Source organism: Albidovulum denitrificans (assembly GCF_002973535.1).
Taxonomy (GTDB): Bacteria; Pseudomonadota; Alphaproteobacteria; order Rhodobacterales; family Rhodobacteraceae; genus Albidovulum; species Albidovulum denitrificans.
In genome coordinates this window covers 15,425-32,901 of the sequence record NZ_PVEP01000015.1, presented here as the reverse complement: position 1 = coordinate 32,901, position 17,477 = coordinate 15,425, and the positions used below count along the sequence as shown (strand labels likewise).

The following is a 17,477-nucleotide window of genomic DNA, read 5'->3' as shown; positions in this document are numbered from 1 at the left end:
GCGCCCCCTTAGACCGCTGCCTGAAGTTCTATTTCGACGTAACCGCAGCCGGGCTTGATGACCGGCTTTCCGGCAAGGTCGTAGGTAAATTGCCCGATATAGTCCCCTTCGGTATCTACGTCGGCAGCGACAGGCTGATAGATCAGAATGCCATCGGTCGGGCCTAGGGTTTGCGACGATCCATCTTCAAAAGTATAGGTTCCGTTCGCGACCAACCCATCAGCATTATCCACCTTGCGCACTGTTCCATTGCGAAGTTTCATCGAGAATTTGACATTCGAGACCCCGTTCAGGGGGACCGGCTTCCCGGCCTCGTCCAGCAACTGAACCCCCCAGGCATGACCGTAGCTTCCGACCGTCTGACAAATGCGCGCGTAATTCACCGGCCGCCTCCGATTGCTCTTGCTGATCCGCGCCCGCCAATCGCCCGAGCGCCGGGGCGGTTGCGGGACGCGAGGATTATGAATGTGATGGTCTGCGGCACCTTGCCAGATGCCGTCGAAATGCCGCTTGCCGCGCCAGACGAGATGGCGACTGATTTCCCGACGCCCTGAACCGTGACCGCGCCATAGGCGTTACCGGATGAGGTTCCGGCGCCGGAAGCCGACCCTGAAACATTCGCGGCGCCGGACGATGCCCCGACTGCCGTAATGACCGACCGGCCGACGGCTACAGCTGATGACGAAGACCCAGAGGCGCCCGACGCAGCCGCCTCAGACTTTCCGGTGCCAGACGGCGTTGAATTTCCAGCAGCGCTTCCGGCCGTCGCAACGATCGATCCGCCCCCGCCCGTTGCGGATGAGGAACCCGCCGATATGCCAGAGCCACTTCCCAATCCGGGCGCGGACGCTGCGGCAGCGCCCGCACCGGCCGCCGACCCGCTTGCGCTCGCGATGGACGCCCCACCGCCATCTGCCGCCCCGGCACCGGAGACCGACCCGGAGCTGGTCGCAAACGATGTACCGGCCCCGATAGCGGACCCCGCGCCGTCCGAGCTGCCGGAGGCTGCAACATCGGCCGCACCGACACCATCGGCAGAGGCAGCGCCAGAAGCCGCGCCGCTGCCGATAGCGACGGCACCAGAGGTCCAGGTCGTGCTTTCATCAATCCAGAAGGCGGGATCACCGAACCAAGTCGTGCCGGATGCCGGAACGGCGCTGGCCGTCGCCGCACCATCGGACGACCCGCTTGCGGCCGCCATGGATTTGCCAACGCCTGACACCGATGCGGTGGCAGAGGAGATGCCAGATCCGGTGACCGTGCTGCCCCCGGTCGTAACCTCGACCCGCACCACGACAATGCCGCTGCCACCGGCGCCACCAGAAGTATTGTTGCCAGATCCGCCACCGCCACCGCCAGTGTTCGCGGTCCCGGCCACACCGGCACCGTTCGAGCCACCAGCACCCCCGCCATGCGTCGCCGCGCCGCCGGTCGATCGCGATCCGCCGCCGCCGCCGCCCGCATAATCCTCAGATGCCCCGGTTCGGAAGGTGGTCGAAGTACCGGCGCCGCCAGCACCACCGGCCGCCGCCGCGGCAGTCTGACCGGCACCGCCCTGACCGCCGCCGCCGCCGCCGGACCTGTTCAGCGTCGTGCCGGAATTGTTCCCGTCGCCACCAGCGTTGCCGCTGCCGGAGGCCGCACCGCCGGTCGTATCCCAGCGGCCACCACCGCCGGAGCCGCCAATACCGCCGGTCGTGCCGCCGGTCGAACTGCCGTCGCCATAGCCGCCGCCAAGGGCGGTCGCTACTGCCGCACCGCCGCTCAGCGCGAGAACGGAGTCGCCACCATTCGAGCCAACGGTGTTGTTACCGCCAGCGCCGCCAGCGCCAACGGTAACGTCGAAGGTCTGCCCATCAGACGGTGACCACTGTCCGGTCTGAACTTCGCCAGCCCCGCCGCCGCCGCCCGCCGCAAAGTTACGACCGCCGCCGCCAGCACCGCCGCCGACGATGAAATACTCCGCGATCCCGCCAACGTCGAAGGTGATCGAACCGGAAGACAGGAACGTATACACGTCCCATGTCTTCCCGCCATCCGTGATCTGGGCATAGCCGGGGCTGCCAGTGGTGCTGAGGACCGTGGTCATGGACCGGACTTAGTCCTCGGTAATAGCGGTCGAGGTGTCGAGCTTCGGCGTGACGCCGGTCGAAATCGCGATGGTGGGCGAAATCGCACCGCTGTAGAGGATCTTCCCGGTCCCGCTGGCGGCTGTGCCAACAGAGAAGTGCGTGGCCGTTTCGCTGCCGCCGGTCGCGGCCGGAAACGTGATGTCGGCTGCCGGGTTGACGACATTGTTCGTCACCGTCCAGCCGACCGCCGTGCGCGCGACAGCAACGCGGGCATAGCTGGTATAGGCGCACTCATTGGTCGTCTGATCGCCAGCCTCGCCGGGATCGGCGGTGTGCAGGCCGACATAGAGGTTCGTCAGCGGAGACGTGCCAGCATTGTCGGCGATGTTCGCGATGGCGATCGCGTTGAAGATCATCTTCAGGAAATCGTTCTCGAACGTGTTGCCCTTGCTCATGGTCAAACTCCATTAATTCGCCCGCAGGCGTCTTTCAGTTTCGGGATTTCAGGGGTTGCCCGTCCGGGCCGGATCAGACCTGCGCGTAGGCCAGGAAGAATGTGTCGAGTTCGGCGTCGCTCTTGCCCTGCGCCTGGGCGAGCTGGATGACCAGCGGATCGAGGCGGACGATGTAGGACGGCTTGATCGCCCGCGCCCGCGCCGCGAATTGCGCCGCCTGCGGCATGGTCGCGATCAGGGCCAGCACCCCGGCGGGCAGCGTTCCCGCCAGCCACGCATCGCCCTCCGCCTCGCTGATCCACCCCTCCGCCACCAGCCCGATCAGGAGCTGGGCGAAGGAAAGCGTCATGGTGGTGCGGGCGGCGGCGTCAATCTCTGCCTGCGTCGGCGCGGGCGGCGGCGCATAGGCGGTGATCGTCACGCCAGATGCCATAATCGCGGCCCACTCGATGGGGTCGCGCGCCTGCGAAATCACGCGGTCGCTGCCGTCACCGCGCGATGCCACGATCATGTCATTGCCCGCCGAAACGTATGATGCCGAAATGTAGCTCATCCAAATACCCATGTACTGTTGTGGCCGCCCTGCCCGTCCTTGGCTGCGTAGGGGCTGAATGGCCACAGGTTTTCACCCGCCGTCTTGAGGCGGATCAGGGTCAGCGACGCCGCGTTCGACGCGTTGTTGGCGCGATGGCGAAGCTCCAGAACGTCGCCCTTGGCAATCGTCAGATCGATGGACCGCGCGGCTGTCGTGGATGTCGAATAGGTCGTCAGGACCGATCCGTTGAGGACAACCTGCGTTTCGGAGTTGGAGCCGCTTGCCGGGGCTTGGGTAAATGTCAGCCGCACCTCGCCGGTCTGCACGAACAGATATTTCCAGGCCGCCGTGTAGGTAAACCCCGTGCCGGAGGAATACGTCGATGCATCGCTATACCGCACCACGTCGCCGAGCGTCGGGTTTTCAAGGGCGTCAACGTCAAGGCGCGGGGCGCCTGATGCGCCCTCGAACATGGCGATTGGGTTGTCGCGCAGGCGACGCAACAGCGATGTTGTGACCGGCTTCTTGTGGCCGGTCTCGATATCCGTGACGGTGGTGTACGTTGCCATGTTGCCTCAAAAAAGAACGTAGGGTCCGGTTCCGTCCGGGAACTGGAGAAGGGTGTCGTCGACGATGAAACACCCCTCGGCGATTTCGGTTGGCGAGGCCGCGTCATAGTCCGGCGCGGTGTCCAGCATGATGAAGCCGAACCGCCCGTCGAAGGTGAAGGTCTGCGCCTCGATCCTGATCCGCTCACCCGCCGTTTCCTCGCGGTAGCGGACCTGCATCGGATAGGGCAGCGCGGCACCGGTATCATCCAGGACCAGATGCGATGACACCTCGACCAGCGTCGTCAGATTGATTGAGGCAAGGTCCTTGCGATCGATGTCGCAGGTCAGGGTGCGCGGGGTGTTCCGGTATCGGTTCAGCAGCCGATCGGCCAGAATACCGGCATTTGCATCGTCACCGGATGTCCCGAACCAGCGGCTGAAAATCTCCTTCACGCGGCTCTCGCCGTAAAGGTCTGGCCCCTCTCCAATCAGGTCTGCGGCGACATGCAGGCGCTTGAAGTTCTTGCCATCGGTAACGGTATCTGTCGGGTCGATCACGCCATGCCAGAACAGGATCTGGCTCGCGCGCTCCTCCACGCTATCCTCGATGTCAGCCGACCCTTCGACGATCTGCGCCCCATCGGTCAGAGGCACATAGGTCTGAGAGATTTCCAGCGGCTTGTTGACGTAGAACTTCAGCTCTTGGTCGATTTCGTCCCAGTAGACCATGATCCCATGCTGACAAAGCTCCCCGATCAGGGTCGCGACGCCCTCTGGCTTCGCGATGATCGCGCTGAAGACGATGCCGCCCAGCCATCGCTCCGCCTCTGCCTGCCAGGCCGCGCTGTCGATGAATGCGGATGAGACGCCCGCGAAGGTCACCAGAAGATCGGCGATGATTGCGTCGGCAGGCTGGTTCACATATTCCAGCGCCTGCTGCACTACGTCGCCAGCCGAATGCCCCTTCACATCGGTTTCGGCGACGCCGCGTTCGGTGACCGTGAAATCGTCGCCGACCCGCGTGAAGCGCATCAGCTCCCGCCCGACCGCGATCAGGCCCGCTGCATCGTATTCATCCCCGATCGTTGCCGGTGTCAGCGTGAAGGCGGTAGCGGTGTCAGTGATGTCGGCCGCCAGCTTGCCCTGCGATGGGCGCGGCGCCTGCGCCTTGTCGGGGTCGGCCAGGTTCAACACGTCCTGCGCGGTGATCGTTACTACACCGGCGGCATTCGGCCCAGACCATTCGGTAATGACGTAATGCGCGACACGCATCGACCCCAATGCGTCACCCTCATACCCGGTCAGGACGCGCAAGGACCGGCCGAGATAGTAGGGCCAGCGCGCATGCAGGCGGGTGAAGAACGTGCCGCGCGTCGCGGGATCATAGCCGATGCCATCGGCCTGCGCCGCCCCTGTCACGCGCTGCGCGCGGTAGGGGTCAAGTATGCTGTCCTGCCAAGTGAAATCCTGAAGCACGACCGTCACCCGTGCCCGCTGCCCAAGCGGGGTGGACTTCGGGTCGATGCCCGACAGGTTCACCCGACCGGGCCGCGCGGACACCGATGTCAGCGCCGGGAAGACGTTGTTCGCCGGGCGCGCGCCAGAGACGTTTTCACCGAAGCGCAGCGTCATGTCCGCGGGCGAAAACGCGGTCACAGACTGGCATGTTGCCCGGCTGTTGAAACACTTGCGAGCGCCCGTGGTGCCCAGCACCGCCGTACAGGGCAGGCTGCCATAGGTCCGGGTGCATTGCGGCAGGTCGATCTCGACGATCTTGATCGGGCGGCGGGCCAACGTCATGGGGCGGCCCCCTCGAACACCCGTGCCTCGACCTGCGCGCTCATATAGTCTTTCGGCCCGGAATTCGACGGGCGGATCACCGCACCATCCCGCCAGATGTAGTGCAGGTCTTGCCCGTATTTTGTCGGCCGCCACGCGATGAAGGCAGGGTTGCCATCGTTGAACGCGCGCTGGAAGGCCATCCACTGGGCGCCGCGCACGAAGGACTCTGGCAGGTGGTCGAAGTTCAGGCCGATGCGACTGCCGCGCTTGATGACGCTGGACCCCAAAAGGTTCCCACCCGCGGAGACGTTGGATTGCAGCTCGACCTCGGTCGGCGTGATCACAGGCGCGAACCCCTGGTAGAACCTGTCCGGCACCGTCAGGACATTACCGATGAAGATCCCCGCGACGCTGAGGTCAGCAAAGGCGGGCAAATCGTAGAAAACGACACGCCAGTACTGCCGCGCAGGCGCGCCGGAAAAGTAGCTGCCATCCGCGACGCCGGACATGTTAGCCGCTGTGATCGGATCACCGATGGCGACCCATGTTGATCCATCGACGGAGTGGTCAACCCGAATGCTGGTCACGCCAAGCGCGGCCGCGTTATGCCCGATCACACCAATGAAATCGGGCGCGACGGCTGACCCCATGTCGCACTTGAATATGACGTTGCCGATCGAGGCCAGCGCATCGGGTGTCCAGGCATCGAACGTCGTCCCGCTGACTGCATTGATCGCCTCTCCACCCACGGGCGCCGTGCGCAGCGGGGTGGTGATCGTCGCGGTCGCAGCAAGGTTTTCCCATGCGATGATCGGATTGTTCTGCGTCCCGGCCGCCGCCAGAAGCGCCGCACGGGCGGAAGAAATGGTCAGGGTCATTTCGTGTAGACCAACTTGAAGCCGCGATCGCCAGCCTCTTGCGTCAGCGCGTCGAGAAGCTTCCCGACGGCACCACCGCTGTAGAACTGGTTCGGGTCGAGGCCAGAGATACGAATGTCGAGCGGTGATGGTCCGGCCGCGGCGGGCGCGACAGATGATGCCCCACCACCACCGCCACCGGCGGCGCCCCCGCCGCCGCTGCTGTTTACGCCTTTGATAGCCGCGACAAACCCAAGGCCCTTGGCGATGATCGCCGCGGCAGCGGAAAGGTTGTACGGAAACGGCAGCTTCAGTGCGGCGGCGGCGCCCTGATAGGTGGAGATCAGGGCCTGCGCCGCCCCGAACACCTTGGCGATCCGCAGGGCCTTCGCATTCATCCCCCCAAGAGCCGACAGGATCTCTTCGCCAGCCCCGAGTACCGAGGTCAGCGCCGCCCGGTTGCCAAGCTCGCGGATTTGCGAAAGTCGCTGAAGGTACTCCTCTTCCAGGCGCAGCTTGGCCTCATTCCGACCACCAAGTGCTTCAAGCTCTGCGTCGGTCGCGGCATTGATCGCGTCAAGGCTTTCGCTGTGCCACTTGTCCAGCGCCTCACGTTCGGTCATCAGACCATTGGTCAGGGTCTCCAACCGGCGCTCCATCTTCTTGGCCAGACTGTCCCCGCCGCCCTTCGATTTCCCCTTCGAACCGTCCAGCCCCTCTGAAACTGTGAAGTCTCCGTTCAGGGCTGCGTTGGCCTCTTCCACCGCCAAGGTGTTTAGGGCAATTTCGGCATCGAGCTTACGCAACGCCAACGCCGCCTGTTCATTCCGCGCGATGAATCCGCCAAGCGCCTTGTCCATCTCCGCCATGTTGCGGGCGCCGGTATTAACGATGCCGTCGAGGCCACCGAACAAGACATCTGTCGGGTTGCTGGCGGCATTCCGCATCGCCGCATCGCCCTCGCGCTTGATCGAATCCGCAAGGTTCTGACGACCCTGTGCCAGCTCACCGCCGCGAATACGAAGAAGCTCCAGTTCGACACCAAGGACCTGTTTTCGGGCCTCGTACTCCTTCTTCGAGTTGGCAGCGACGATTGCTGCGGCAGAGGAAGAGGCGCCGCCGGTCGCATTGATTGCCTTATTGTATGTCTCATGCAGCTGCGCCAGCTGCGAAATCGTTCCGCGAACTGAATCGAGGCTGACCTTGTTGGCGTCGATTTCATCGGTCAGTTTCGAAACACCGTCGGCTGCGTCGAAGAATGACCCGGCCAGCGGCCCCAGGATGGCGAAGGCCGCGCCAGCGACGGCGCCGAACACACCGAAGCCGCCCAGCAGCTGCGGCAACTGCATGGACATCGCCCTCATCGCGGAAGTCCCGCCAGCCACCTGAACGGCGAAGTCGCCCACCTGATAGGCTGCGTTCTGAACGCCGCGCCCTAGCGCTCCGCTCGACCCGGCAACGCGATCGACCTGTACGGCAGCGGCATTGGCGGCTGGACCCAATCGCCCGAACTCGGCCGCAGCCTCGGCTGCGCGCTGGCGGATACGGGCCAGCGCCGCCTCGCCAGCTGCGCTGTCTCCGCCGATTTTGACACCGATGGCAGGGATCATTCTGGGTTCCAGTTTTTCAGGTCGTCAATATCCGCTCGGACAAGACTTCCGGGCAGATCATGGTCGTCTTCGCGCGGGCGACGCAGCTCGAACTCAAGGGTGAATTCGGCGAAGGTCATGTTCCAGAAATCGTCCGGGGCCAGCCCCCAACCGCGCGCGATCAGGTACATCGACTGCCAATCGACTTCCTCCGCCTCGCCATCGATCTGATGGCATTTCAGTCGGAGGCGTCGGTCTTTTTTCCGTCAATCTCCGCTGGCGACAGCGCCAAAATAAGCCCATCGCGCAACGGACCGATCTCTTCCGGGGAGGCACCCATCAGGACGGCATAGATCTCTTCTTCTGTCACGCCATCGGCGCCGGCCGATACCAGCAGAACCCAAAGTGCATAGGCCATGTGGCTGGTTTGCGCCTCACCCCGAAGGATGTTCGTCACCATGGAAGGCAGAGAGATGCCGCGGCTTTCGATTCGCTGCAAAAGCCGCATGCTGGCCGTGACGGGATAGTCCACACCCTTCCAGGCGATCATGATCTCGCGAAAGAAAGAGGCCATCAGGATCAGCTCCAGGCGATCGCGCCGGACGATTCCAGCGCCATCTCGAAGGTGGCGGCCTCGGCGCCCTCGTTGCCTCCAGGCGTAAAGGTGGTGATGAAAAACTGCCCCCGGAACGTGCCCAGCCCTTCGATGTCCAGCTCGAACCAGTGCAGAGCGGTACCGTCTCCCGCATTGGCGGCAAGGCCGATCAGGGTCGTGATGCCATCGCTGAGGATGCCCGAACAGGACAGCGACATGCTCTTGACGCCGATGTCGTTCAGATAGGTCCGAACACCCGCATCGTCCTTGGTGGTTGCGTCGATCGCCTCATTGTTGATCGTGCCGCTGTCGGCCTTTGCTCGCGCGATCTCGACCGCCGCACCGGCACCGGCACCGTCCGAATCATATTTGATACGGACCTTCCGGCCCGCGATCTCTCCTGCCATTTCGGCCTCCTGGTTTCAGGTTTTGGGTTGCGCGATCAGATGATCGCTGGGGTCTGAACGGGCACGGTCATGGTGATGACCGCCGTGGCGACACGCTGGGCGCCGTCGCCATCGATATTTATCTCGGTCAGGGTCAGTTCGGGCTGCAAGCTCAGCGGCGAAAGCGCCGGCAGAAGAAGTGCCACAATAGCGGCAACATGGTCGTCGACCAGATCTTCAAGATCGTCGCCACCGATGATCTTGAAGATCACCAACAGGTCGATCCGGTCTTCATCGCTATCCTTGTCGATCTTGACCGTGATGGTTCTGGGTGTCGCGACCGAATAGACCGGTAGGGCATCACGATCGACGCTCTGCGACCAGGCAGGAAGATAGGTCCAGTGCCGCGTGGGCGTCGATACTACCAGCGTCGATCTGGCCGCGTTGCGAATGGTTTTGCGCGGCGATGTCAATGGTCCTGTTCCTCAAGCTCGAACATCACGAAACCGTCGGCGGCCGGGGACTCCCCCGGAACGCGATTCAGCACGATATAGGTCTTCCCGTTTCCAGGCCTGATCCGATCCTCACGCGCAAGCTTCGGAGCAACACCGGCTGGTACTTTCAGCGTTGGCGCCCCGATCCAGACCGATCCACCGTCAGCATCGGCCACTTCGATCGGCTCCGACCGGAACACGGCCTGAACGTTAAAGCTGCCGCCAGATCTCGGGATGATCATGACAGGGCTGCCAAACACGTCGTTCAGCAGCCCCGCCATACCGTCGAACAGCGTCATGTCAGCCGTTCAGGCGGACGATGCCGGTGGCACTCGGGTTGACGGCCGCCTGAAGCGCCTTGCCGACCAGCGTGTTGCCCGTCGCCGTGGTGGTCAACACCTTGTTGGTATCGTCCCAGTAGATCGCGGCGCCGACAGTCCACGCCTGGGCAGAGGTCTTCGCATGCTGGACAACGCCGGTGGTCTGGATCAGCACATCATTGCCGGACGTGGCGTCATAGACGGCGATGCCAAAGAGCGTACCGACCAGCAGGCCACCGCCGGAAAGCACGTCATAGGGCGCGGGGACCGTCACGCGGACCCCATCCTGGACATAGTTTTTCATCGTGTTTCTCCAAGTTTTTGGTGAAGGTCAGCGGGCGACAGGGACGCCGCCCGCCATCACATCAGGGATGGCGCGGATCAGGCGCCCGCGTTCTTCCAGCCGCCACGATAGTCGGTCGCGCCACAGCCGAAGTCATGCTCAAGCGACACCTTCGTGCCCTGGATGCCGAACGGGTCCTCCATGCGGAAGCGCGGCGCGCTGTAGCCGTCCAGAAGACCCCACTCGAAACAGGGCAGCTCATCCGGCGAGACGAACAGATACCACGCGTTGCCGGTGATTTTGGCGGTCACAGCGACAGACAGGGTTCCGGCGAACGGATTCACGTTTCCGGCCTGCTGCGCCTGGATCGGCGCGACGATCTGCTGCGCCTCGGTCTCCTTGTCCGGCCCACAGAGGAGGATGGACGGCGAAAGCTCCAGCTCGGCCCCATCGACCGACTTCTTCTTGCGGATCTCGGCGCGCCCGGTGCTGAGCGAGGCGAGCGTGATCGCCGCCGCCGTCCCGGCCTTGGTCTTGTCGGTGGTATTGAACACCTGACGGCCGGTCTCGATCAGGGTCGGACCATCCGAATTGGCGCCACCCAGCATCATCGCGTAGAAGGTCTTGTCCTCGAAGCGCGCGACCGCCATCCCGCGATCGTTAAGGACCTGCGCGATGCCGCCGAGCGAATCGTTAACCATCATCTGCCGCGACAGCAGGACCTGGACACCATAGGCCTTGACCGCCGTTTTCTCCTTCGACTCGCCGAAGGTCCCGGCGTTCAGCTCACCCGATTGCGGATCGACCGGCTGAAGGTCCGGGAAATCACCGACGCGCACCGTCGTGTGGTCGCGGAAATCGACGTAGCTCCGCTGACGGGCAATCCGGCGATAGGTCGGTTGGGCCGAGGCGTAGCGCGCCGCCAGCGAGCGGTTCAGCGCGTTTTCGAACAACGCCGGGAAGTCGCTGGTGGAGTGGAACGCCATCCGCAGCATCTCTTCCCGCGCCGCAAAGCCGGACGGGACACGCTGGCGGCCAAGGCGATGACCCGCCATCTCGACCAGCGAATAGTCCATGAACTCGCGCGCGGCCGCCTGACGGGTGGCATCCTCGACGCGCTCGGTCGAAAGACGCATCGTCAGCGCATCTTCCATCGCCATGCGTCGCGTCTCGGTTTCATCGCGCCCGCGCGGCGTCACCGAGATGCTGGACCCGATCGGCTCACGCGCCGCCATGGTCGCCATCAGGCGCGCACCGGCGGCGTCAACCGAGGTGCCATCGTCGATCAGCACCTGCACATCCTCATCGGTCAGGCGCCCGGCCACCATGAAGGGCTGCGCCATCTGGCGAATGCCGGTGGCGCGACGGCGCTCCTGCATCACCGCATCGGCGCTGGTGGCCGCAGGATCGTCATTGACCTCTGCGGGCGGGGTCGCCGGAATTTGCCCCGGCGCGGGCATCAGATCTTCTTGGGGCATGTGACCCTCCGTTGATGTGGCCTCTTGGGCCGGGATACCGCGCTCTGCGGCGGTGACGTTCCGGGGGCGCCGCGCGGCGGTCGGCCCCGGTTTCTTGCTGCGCATCAGCGCGGCATAGGTGTTAAGGGACGCGCGCATGGCGCCTTCGGCGGCGGCACGATCGGCCGGGACGACGACAGGCGCGGACGGCGCGGACGCGGCGGGTGCCACGCTGTCAACGACCTCATGCACAAACCCCATATCCACCGCCTCTTGCGGCGACAGATAGGTCTCCGCCTTCATCATCGCGGCGATGTGATCTGCCGTCTGTCCGCTCGCCTGCGCATAAACGGATCCATAGATCGACGCGATCTTGTCGAGGTAATCCGCCCCCGCCCGCATTTCCTCTGCGGTCCCCCAGATCATCGCCGAGGGATCATGGATCATGATCCAGCTGCCCGATGTCATTTCGCGGCGCGCACCCCCCATCAGCAACAGCGATGCCGCCGACGCCGCAACACCTTCCACGACGATCCTGACACCGCCCGGATGACCCGCGAGGATGGAGCGGATCGCCTCACCCGCAACCGGGTCGCCGCCTTCGGAATTCAGCCTGACCGTCACCTCGCCGTTGCCAAGATCGGCCAAGGCCTCGCGCACCATCTGCGGGCAGAAATAGACCTCGTCTTCCCAGGCCCAACCGGCGCTTTCGTCCGACATGACATAGCCGGACAGGATGACCTGCCCACCAGTGATAAGATCGCGCCCGTGCCTCATTGCCCTGTCTCCACCTGTTTCGCCTGCTTTTCTGCCCTCGATACGCGCGCGGTCGGGGTATCCACCGCGACAGGCTCATCGAGTTGCAGTGTTTCATCCTGCTGCCGATCCTCGGCGCGTTCGCGCCGGACGCGATCCGGGTCCAGCCCAAGGGTGCGCTGAACGGACTGGCGGCTGTTCAATCCGCCCGCGACCTGCTTCAGCATTGCATCGACCTCATCGTTCGGGTCGATCAGCGGGCGACGCGGGGCCGTCCATGTCATCGCGAACGCCTCGCCCGGATGAATGCGCGTCATCGGAAACGCCTCGCGTACCCAGCGCTCCACGCCCGCACAAAACTGACCGATCATCAAGAGCTGCTGCCACCTCTCGACATTGCGGTCCATCTCCATCCGGCCCATCCTGCCGGAGCTGAAATTGACCCCGCTGAGATCGCCCGTCAGCGACTCCCGCGTGATACCGATCCCCATTGCGATGGCGCCGAGGCCCTCGCGCATGAATTCCGAATATGCATCGACTTTCGGCGGCTGCGTGAACGACACCTCCGCACCATCAGGCACCCCGATGATGGCGCCCGGCTCAAGCTCTGACAGGCCTTTCAACCGGTCAGCAGGATCGCCCGGCATGCTATCCTTGTCATAGGCGACGATGGCAGCCATCAGCGCCGCCATCTTCTGCTTCAGGATCTGCGCCTCCTGGTAATCGCTCAACTCGCCCATCGCCAGCATCACGGGCGCCAGCCACGGCACACCCCGCAGCTGGCCCGGACGGTCGAAGCGCCGCACATGGATGATGTCGGCCCATGACACGCGCTCGGATCTGACACGATCTCCCAGAAGGCGCGCGTTGCCGGGATGGCGCGGGAAAACGTGGTAGGCCTCGACATCCCCGATGGGGCTATACTCGATCCCTTCGCAGACCTCGTTTTTGCCGTTGCTGGTGATCGTCGTGTCAAGGTGATCGACCTCAAGCAGCTCGATCTGAAAGCCAAGCCTCAAACCCTGCGCATAACGTCCCGTTCTCAGGCGGCGGCGGGCCAGCACCTCGCCATCCGCGAAGACCGTGTTCATCACGACCTCCTGCATGGCGTAAAGGTTCAGCTCCCCCAACGCATCCAGCCATGGCGAAAGCAGATGCCCAAGAACGGCATCCGCGATTCCTCGCTGAACTTCAGGATTGTCATGTTTCACCGCAGGCACCACTCCGGTCCCGACGACGTTCGAGGTGACAACGGATTGCGCTCTGACGGCGTAAGGCCGGTTCCGCAGAAACTCCCTGGACAGTTGGCGAAGCGGCGCGCGAACGCCATAGGCGGCGGCGTCAGCATCGGTTGACGGAGCTTTCCATCCATAGGTGCGCCGCCCCTTCGACGCGCCATCGTAGTTCATCATCAACGACATCGCATTGCGGGCCTGCGTTCGGCGCATGCCGGCCGACGGGCTGATCTCGCCGATGATCTTGTCCAGCCCCTTTCCGAACCAGCTCACCTCAAAGACCCCGCCCTGTCGTCACATATCCGACTGCGAATCCCGCTTTTGTCGTCCCGGCGACCTCTGCCTCCATGTCGGCCAGACGCCGGCGCATTTCGCCGTAGCTGTCGAATTCGATTTCTTCGCCGTTACCAAGGCGCAGCTTTTTCACGCCCTTCGCGATGTTGCGGCGAAGGGCGTCGATATCGGCCTGTGTGTATGCCATTCTCAGTTTTTCCTAAGCCATTTGATCGTCGATCCTGACGCCCGCGACGGGGCGGCGCGGCGATCAACGGCAATGCTTTCCTCAGCGCAGTCGCCGCTCGCGACGGCGAATGGGTTGCCATCCGAAAGGACCGCCCAGACAGGCGGATGCGCCCAGTCGATCGACAACATGCCCTTATGTTCCGCCACCGCCCGCGCCTGGACGCAGAGGTCCAGCGTTTCGTTCCGGGTCTGAGACGTGCGCTTTTCCCAGCCTTTCTCGCCTCTGATCTCACCGATCAGCTCCGACCTATGATCATCGCCAAGCCATGACGGAACATAAAGGCCACCCGCGCCGCCGTCCGACTTCGCGATGGCGGCTGAAACCGTGTCCTTCATTCGATCTGATGCGAAGTTCAGGATCTTGATCGACCGCGCCTTCTTACCCTTCGACGCCCCCTCGGGGCGCTCATGCCAGACCCGCCGCGGCACCTTCCAGCCGCCGTGACCGCGGCTGACGAACCAGCGCCCCCCGGTCCCGGCCCTCTTGCGCGCCTTCCAGAAAGCCTCGGCATTGTCCGAAACACCGGCCTCGCCCTGAAAGTCCACGACCAGCGCCATGGCCTGCAAGCCAAAGGTCTCGCCTTTCACTGGCCAGACTTTGTCCTCTAGGCCCGCCAGTACATCCCAGTCTTCTATGTACTTCGCTGGGCTAAGCGCCCGCTCAGCCTCCATGTTCGGTGCGCCATCAGGCGGCGTCGCTAGGTCGTAGCGATCGACGATCTGGCAACGACCGCCCTCGCCCCACGCCATGACAAGCACCGGAAAACGGTTGGCCTGCACGTCCATCGTGACGGTGATAAACCGCGCCCAAGATGGCGCCACGCCGCGCTCTGCCTCCTGCTGATGATCGCGCAGGAACTGCAAACCGACCTCATCCGCCCGGTCCATGTGGCGCGGACGGTATGGCTTTCCGATCTCGGTATAGTAGACGCCGGACAACTCGGTTTCGTCGCCCAGTTCATCTGCCTTTCGTTTCGCCGACAGATAGTTCGCGACGATCTCCGACCAGTTTGCGAATGTCGCGGCCGCGCCATCCAGTGCGTAACTCGCGACATCGGTCGCTCTCAGCCCCTCATCGCCAATGCCGCAGAGGACGCGATGGCCGTCGTCGTCAAGCGCCGCACCCTCGTGCAGCCATCCACCATGACCACGCAGGGCGCGACGGTTCAGCTCGACCTTGTGACGATGCTCGATGATCGACCCGCAGTCCGGGCAGATCATCGCAGCCTTGTCGCCTGCCTCGCCAGGGTCAAGGCTGTCATCGAAATGCAGCCGCTCAAAGCTCGGCTCGAATTTCGCCTCGCAATCCGGGCATTCCCAGTACCACCGTCCGCGCGTCCCTTCGTTGTAGATCGAGACAATCCCGTGCAGGACTGGCGGCAACTGATGTGGCGCCGCCTCGGACGGATGCCAGCTCGGATCGGCCCACGGATGCGCCGGGGTACTTTCTACCAGGACGCAGCCCCGCGACAGGAATGTCTTCGTCCGTTGCCGCGCCATCCGGTACGGCGTCCCTTCTGGGCTGTCCTTCGGTCCGAGGACGGACGGGAAATGGTCGAAGTCTGTCAGAGCCACAAGGCCATAGGTCCCGCCAGACAGCTGTTGTGCGGTCGGATACCCGATCTCGATCCGCATGCCGCGGAAGCGCTTACGGCTGAATGTGCTGTCGTCTCGCGCCTTCCCCGCGATATCCCAGATCTCCGGGCTGTTCCTGATGATCGGGTCTAGCTTGTGTTCGACCCATTTATCGCGTTCCGGCCGCGACATGTGAATGACCTGTACCGGCATCGGATCGCACTTGACCCGGTGCAGCACCGTCGTCTGCAACAGCATCGTCTTGCCGGACTGCGACGGCCCCACGAACCCGACCGCCTTGAACCGACGCGACGATGTCATGTCGGCAGGCTCGACCATGTAGGGCGTCGTCATCCGATCGATTGATGACCATGCCCCCTGCGCCTCGACCCGTACAAATCGCTCCGCCGCCTCGGTTACCGATATCCGGCTCGGCGGATCAAGGATCGGCAGGGCATCCGCCAGGATGCTCTCCGGTGTGGTATGCGGCGGCAACGGCGCGAATGACAGCCTCTGCCCGATCCTCGCATCCGAAAGCACCACCATCAGATCATCGTCTCTTGGCGATCACCGCCAAACTCGGCCATCTCTCCGGCCGGGGCGCAAAGTTCCTCCGACATCCTGACCCGTGACTGCACAAGCGCCTGGTCGCAGCGCCGTTGCAGCTTGTCGGTCTGGTCCGGCTTCAGCCCGAACTCGATCTCGCAGTAATCGACCAGCGTCGTGATCGAGGTCCTGAACTCCATCAGGATGTCTTCCAGAAGCACACGCATTTTCGAGGCGCGCACCAGCTCGCCACGCAATTCCGCCGCGCGCTGGCGTCGATAGTCGGCATCGGCCTCCTCCTGGATCTGGCGGGCCGACATGAACGGCTGATCGTCGTCATCATCGTCGCTGTTGCGAAACAGCATCGCCATTTGACGGGCGGCTGCATCACCGGCCGCCTTGATCGCGCGGACCTCATCATCGCGCCACATGCGCCAGGCGTAGCACTCCGACAACTGGAACTCATAGGACTGCCCGTTCGCCCCGGCCGTAATCACTGGAATGCCCTGAGTGACGTACTTGGTGATCGTGTTTTCTGACACACCCAGCGCCGTCGCCAGTTGCGCGCGGTTCACGACGGCATCCGAAAGCCCATCGGGCAGAGGAAACCGCCGTAGCGCTTCCTCTATCTCGAAGGCCACGTTCCTATTTCTCCTGTGTTTCCAACAACAACAGCAACGCTATCGCCAACCCCGAACCAAATTCGCCCCAGTAAACAAAACGCGGTGCGAATTACCCGCGTGGCGTTTGTGCCCGGAAGGACCCAAGGCCTAGCGAGCGGATGCCAGCGCTGCCGTGAAGCGGCGCTCGAAGTGCATGGCGAAGACGCTTTCGGCAGACTGGCGCGCGGCCCGACCGAAGGGTAGCCGCACCCGATACTTCGCCATCGGTTCGAAGGCCATCAGCTTCTTCAATCCTCCGCCTCGCACACGACGATAGACACCACGGCCAAGGTGCTTTGCCTTTCGACTGCCCCGCTTGGTCGCGAAGGTATTCTTCTGGCTAAGTGCCCGCTTGACCGCGCCCTTGGGTAGGTTGCCATAGGCGTTGAGCTTGGCACCCGACGGTACGACCAGCGCCTGCCCCTTTGGGGACCTACGGCCACCGAAGACCTGATACTGAAGATAGGCCCCCTGGATCGGGCGAGCCTTCACGATTGCATAGGGCTTCGACTTTGTCGCCCGCTCTATCTGGTAAGCCCGCTTCGTGAACGGCGTCGGACGATCAAGGTGCTGCGACAATGCTGCCGTCTCGGCGACCGATGCATCCTGCGCCGTGTCGTTCAGCGCCATCGCTACCGCGAAGGGCAGCTGACGACGCTCAAGATCGGTCAGGGCTTTCTCAAAGGCACGAATGTCGAAGGTGATCTTCAGCATGCGGCCCCCCCTGAAATGCGAAGCGCCCGGCGGGGTGATCCCTCCGGGCGCAGTTCGGTTGCTGGTATCTTGTCTAGCCGTTGACATTCTC

Annotated in this window: 20 protein-coding genes; all 20 read right to left on the bottom strand. The window is 63.6% G+C overall.

What is annotated here, in order from left to right; genetic code table 11:
- Positions 1-8: 8 nt before the first annotated feature.
- Positions 9-383, bottom strand: coding sequence for a hypothetical protein (locus tag LX70_RS19880; protein WP_146111677.1), 375 nt, complete (start codon positions 381-383; stop codon positions 9-11).
- The gene (locus LX70_RS20580) at positions 380-2,089 is read right to left on the bottom strand and encodes a glycine-rich domain-containing protein (RefSeq protein WP_146111676.1); all 1,710 of its coding nucleotides are present in this window, start codon (positions 2,087-2,089) and stop codon (positions 380-382) included. The genes LX70_RS19880 and LX70_RS20580 overlap by 4 nt, the downstream gene beginning before the upstream one ends.
- A 9-nt stretch (positions 2,090-2,098) precedes the next feature.
- Positions 2,099-2,527 carry a phage tail fiber protein gene (locus LX70_RS19875; RefSeq protein ID WP_105516545.1) on the bottom strand — a complete coding sequence of 143 codons (429 nt, stop codon included), beginning with the start codon at positions 2,525-2,527 and terminating at the stop codon, positions 2,099-2,101.
- A 73-nt stretch (positions 2,528-2,600) separates the two neighbouring features.
- Entirely contained in the window at positions 2,601-3,080 is a 480-nt protein-coding gene (locus LX70_RS19870; RefSeq protein ID WP_105516544.1) for a hypothetical protein, read from the bottom strand.
- Complete coding sequence (locus LX70_RS19865) at positions 3,077-3,631, bottom strand: hypothetical protein (RefSeq protein ID WP_105516543.1); 555 nt, start codon at positions 3,629-3,631, stop codon at positions 3,077-3,079. Before LX70_RS19865 ends, LX70_RS19870 begins: the two co-directional genes overlap by 4 nt.
- A gap of 6 nt (positions 3,632-3,637) precedes the next feature.
- Complete coding sequence (locus tag LX70_RS19860; RefSeq protein ID WP_146111675.1) at positions 3,638-5,413, bottom strand: hypothetical protein; 1,776 nt, start codon at positions 5,411-5,413, stop codon at positions 3,638-3,640.
- The gene (locus LX70_RS19855; protein WP_105516541.1) at positions 5,410-6,273 is read right to left on the bottom strand and encodes a hypothetical protein; all 864 of its coding nucleotides are present in this window, start codon (positions 6,271-6,273) and stop codon (positions 5,410-5,412) included. Before LX70_RS19855 ends, LX70_RS19860 begins: the two co-directional genes overlap by 4 nt.
- Positions 6,270-7,862 carry a hypothetical protein gene (locus tag LX70_RS19850; RefSeq protein WP_146111674.1) on the bottom strand — a complete coding sequence of 531 codons (1,593 nt, stop codon included), beginning with the start codon at positions 7,860-7,862 and terminating at the stop codon, positions 6,270-6,272. Before LX70_RS19850 ends, LX70_RS19855 begins: the two co-directional genes overlap by 4 nt.
- On the bottom strand, positions 7,859-8,032 hold the full coding sequence (locus LX70_RS20575; protein WP_146111673.1) for a phage tail assembly chaperone: 174 nt from the start codon (positions 8,030-8,032) through the stop codon (positions 7,859-7,861). Before LX70_RS20575 ends, LX70_RS19850 begins: the two co-directional genes overlap by 4 nt.
- A 47-nt stretch (positions 8,033-8,079) precedes the next feature.
- Complete coding sequence (locus LX70_RS19845; protein WP_170076262.1) at positions 8,080-8,391, bottom strand: hypothetical protein; 312 nt, start codon at positions 8,389-8,391, stop codon at positions 8,080-8,082.
- A gap of 29 nt (positions 8,392-8,420) precedes the next feature.
- Positions 8,421-8,843, bottom strand: a complete 423-nt coding sequence (locus tag LX70_RS19840) for a phage tail tube protein (RefSeq protein ID WP_105516538.1) — start codon at positions 8,841-8,843, stop codon at positions 8,421-8,423.
- 35 nt (positions 8,844-8,878) lie between these two features.
- On the bottom strand, positions 8,879-9,295 hold the full coding sequence (locus LX70_RS19835; RefSeq protein ID WP_105516537.1) for a hypothetical protein: 417 nt from the start codon (positions 9,293-9,295) through the stop codon (positions 8,879-8,881).
- On the bottom strand, positions 9,292-9,615 hold the full coding sequence (locus LX70_RS19830; RefSeq protein ID WP_105516536.1) for a head-tail joining protein: 324 nt from the start codon (positions 9,613-9,615) through the stop codon (positions 9,292-9,294). The genes LX70_RS19835 and LX70_RS19830 overlap by 4 nt, the downstream gene beginning before the upstream one ends.
- Before the next feature lies 1 nt (position 9,616).
- Positions 9,617-9,940 carry a DUF2190 family protein gene (locus tag LX70_RS19825; protein WP_105516535.1) on the bottom strand — a complete coding sequence of 108 codons (324 nt, stop codon included), beginning with the start codon at positions 9,938-9,940 and terminating at the stop codon, positions 9,617-9,619.
- A gap of 77 nt (positions 9,941-10,017) precedes the next feature.
- Positions 10,018-12,153, bottom strand: coding sequence for a head maturation protease, ClpP-related (locus LX70_RS19820; protein WP_105516534.1), 2,136 nt, complete (start codon positions 12,151-12,153; stop codon positions 10,018-10,020).
- On the bottom strand, positions 12,150-13,640 hold the full coding sequence (locus LX70_RS19815) for a phage portal protein (protein WP_105516533.1): 1,491 nt from the start codon (positions 13,638-13,640) through the stop codon (positions 12,150-12,152). The genes LX70_RS19820 and LX70_RS19815 overlap by 4 nt, the downstream gene beginning before the upstream one ends.
- A gap of 1 nt (position 13,641) precedes the next feature.
- Entirely contained in the window at positions 13,642-13,848 is a 207-nt protein-coding gene (locus tag LX70_RS19810) for a phage head-tail joining protein (protein WP_105516532.1), read from the bottom strand.
- Between the two features lie 2 nt (positions 13,849-13,850).
- Positions 13,851-16,010 (bottom strand): terminase gpA endonuclease subunit, encoded by a 2,160-nt coding sequence (locus LX70_RS19805; RefSeq protein ID WP_105516531.1) that lies wholly within the window; start codon positions 16,008-16,010, stop codon positions 13,851-13,853.
- A complete protein-coding gene (locus tag LX70_RS19800; protein ID WP_105516530.1) occupies positions 16,010-16,651 on the bottom strand; it encodes a terminase small subunit in 642 nt (213 codons plus the stop codon). The genes LX70_RS19805 and LX70_RS19800 overlap by 1 nt, the downstream gene beginning before the upstream one ends.
- 129 nt (positions 16,652-16,780) lie before the next feature.
- The gene (locus tag LX70_RS19795) at positions 16,781-17,386 is read right to left on the bottom strand and encodes a hypothetical protein (protein WP_105516529.1); all 606 of its coding nucleotides are present in this window, start codon (positions 17,384-17,386) and stop codon (positions 16,781-16,783) included.
- Positions 17,387-17,477 lie beyond the last annotated feature (91 nt).

Coding starts and splice junctions, on each gene's coding strand:
- LX70_RS20580 (WP_146111676.1), bottom strand. CDS start 2,089: ATGACCACGGTCCTCAGCACCACTGGCAGCCCCGGCTATGCCCAGATC.
- LX70_RS19875 (WP_105516545.1), bottom strand. CDS start 2,527: ATGAGCAAGGGCAACACGTTCGAGAACGATTTCCTGAAGATGATCTTC.
- LX70_RS19870 (WP_105516544.1), bottom strand. CDS start 3,080: ATGAGCTACATTTCGGCATCATACGTTTCGGCGGGCAATGACATGATC.
- LX70_RS19865 (WP_105516543.1), bottom strand. CDS start 3,631: ATGGCAACGTACACCACCGTCACGGATATCGAGACCGGCCACAAGAAG.
- LX70_RS19860 (WP_146111675.1), bottom strand. CDS start 5,413: ATGACGTTGGCCCGCCGCCCGATCAAGATCGTCGAGATCGACCTGCCG.
- LX70_RS19855 (WP_105516541.1), bottom strand. CDS start 6,273: ATGACCCTGACCATTTCTTCCGCCCGTGCGGCGCTTCTGGCGGCGGCC.
- LX70_RS19850 (WP_146111674.1), bottom strand. CDS start 7,862: ATGATCCCTGCCATCGGTGTCAAAATCGGCGGAGACAGCGCAGCTGGC.
- LX70_RS20575 (WP_146111673.1), bottom strand. CDS start 8,032: ATGTACCTGATCGCGCGCGGTTGGGGGCTGGCCCCGGACGATTTCTGG.
- LX70_RS19845 (WP_170076262.1), bottom strand. CDS start 8,391: ATGATCGCCTGGAAGGGTGTGGACTATCCCGTCACGGCCAGCATGCGG.
- LX70_RS19840 (WP_105516538.1), bottom strand. CDS start 8,843: ATGGCAGGAGAGATCGCGGGCCGGAAGGTCCGTATCAAATATGATTCG.
- LX70_RS19830 (WP_105516536.1), bottom strand. CDS start 9,615: ATGACGCTGTTCGACGGTATGGCGGGGCTGCTGAACGACGTGTTTGGC.
- LX70_RS19825 (WP_105516535.1), bottom strand. CDS start 9,940: ATGAAAAACTATGTCCAGGATGGGGTCCGCGTGACGGTCCCCGCGCCC.
- LX70_RS19820 (WP_105516534.1), bottom strand. CDS start 12,153: ATGAGGCACGGGCGCGATCTTATCACTGGTGGGCAGGTCATCCTGTCC.
- LX70_RS19810 (WP_105516532.1), bottom strand. CDS start 13,848: ATGGCATACACACAGGCCGATATCGACGCCCTTCGCCGCAACATCGCG.
- LX70_RS19805 (WP_105516531.1), bottom strand. CDS start 16,010: ATGGTGGTGCTTTCGGATGCGAGGATCGGGCAGAGGCTGTCATTCGCG.
- LX70_RS19795 (WP_105516529.1), bottom strand. CDS start 17,386: ATGCTGAAGATCACCTTCGACATTCGTGCCTTTGAGAAAGCCCTGACC.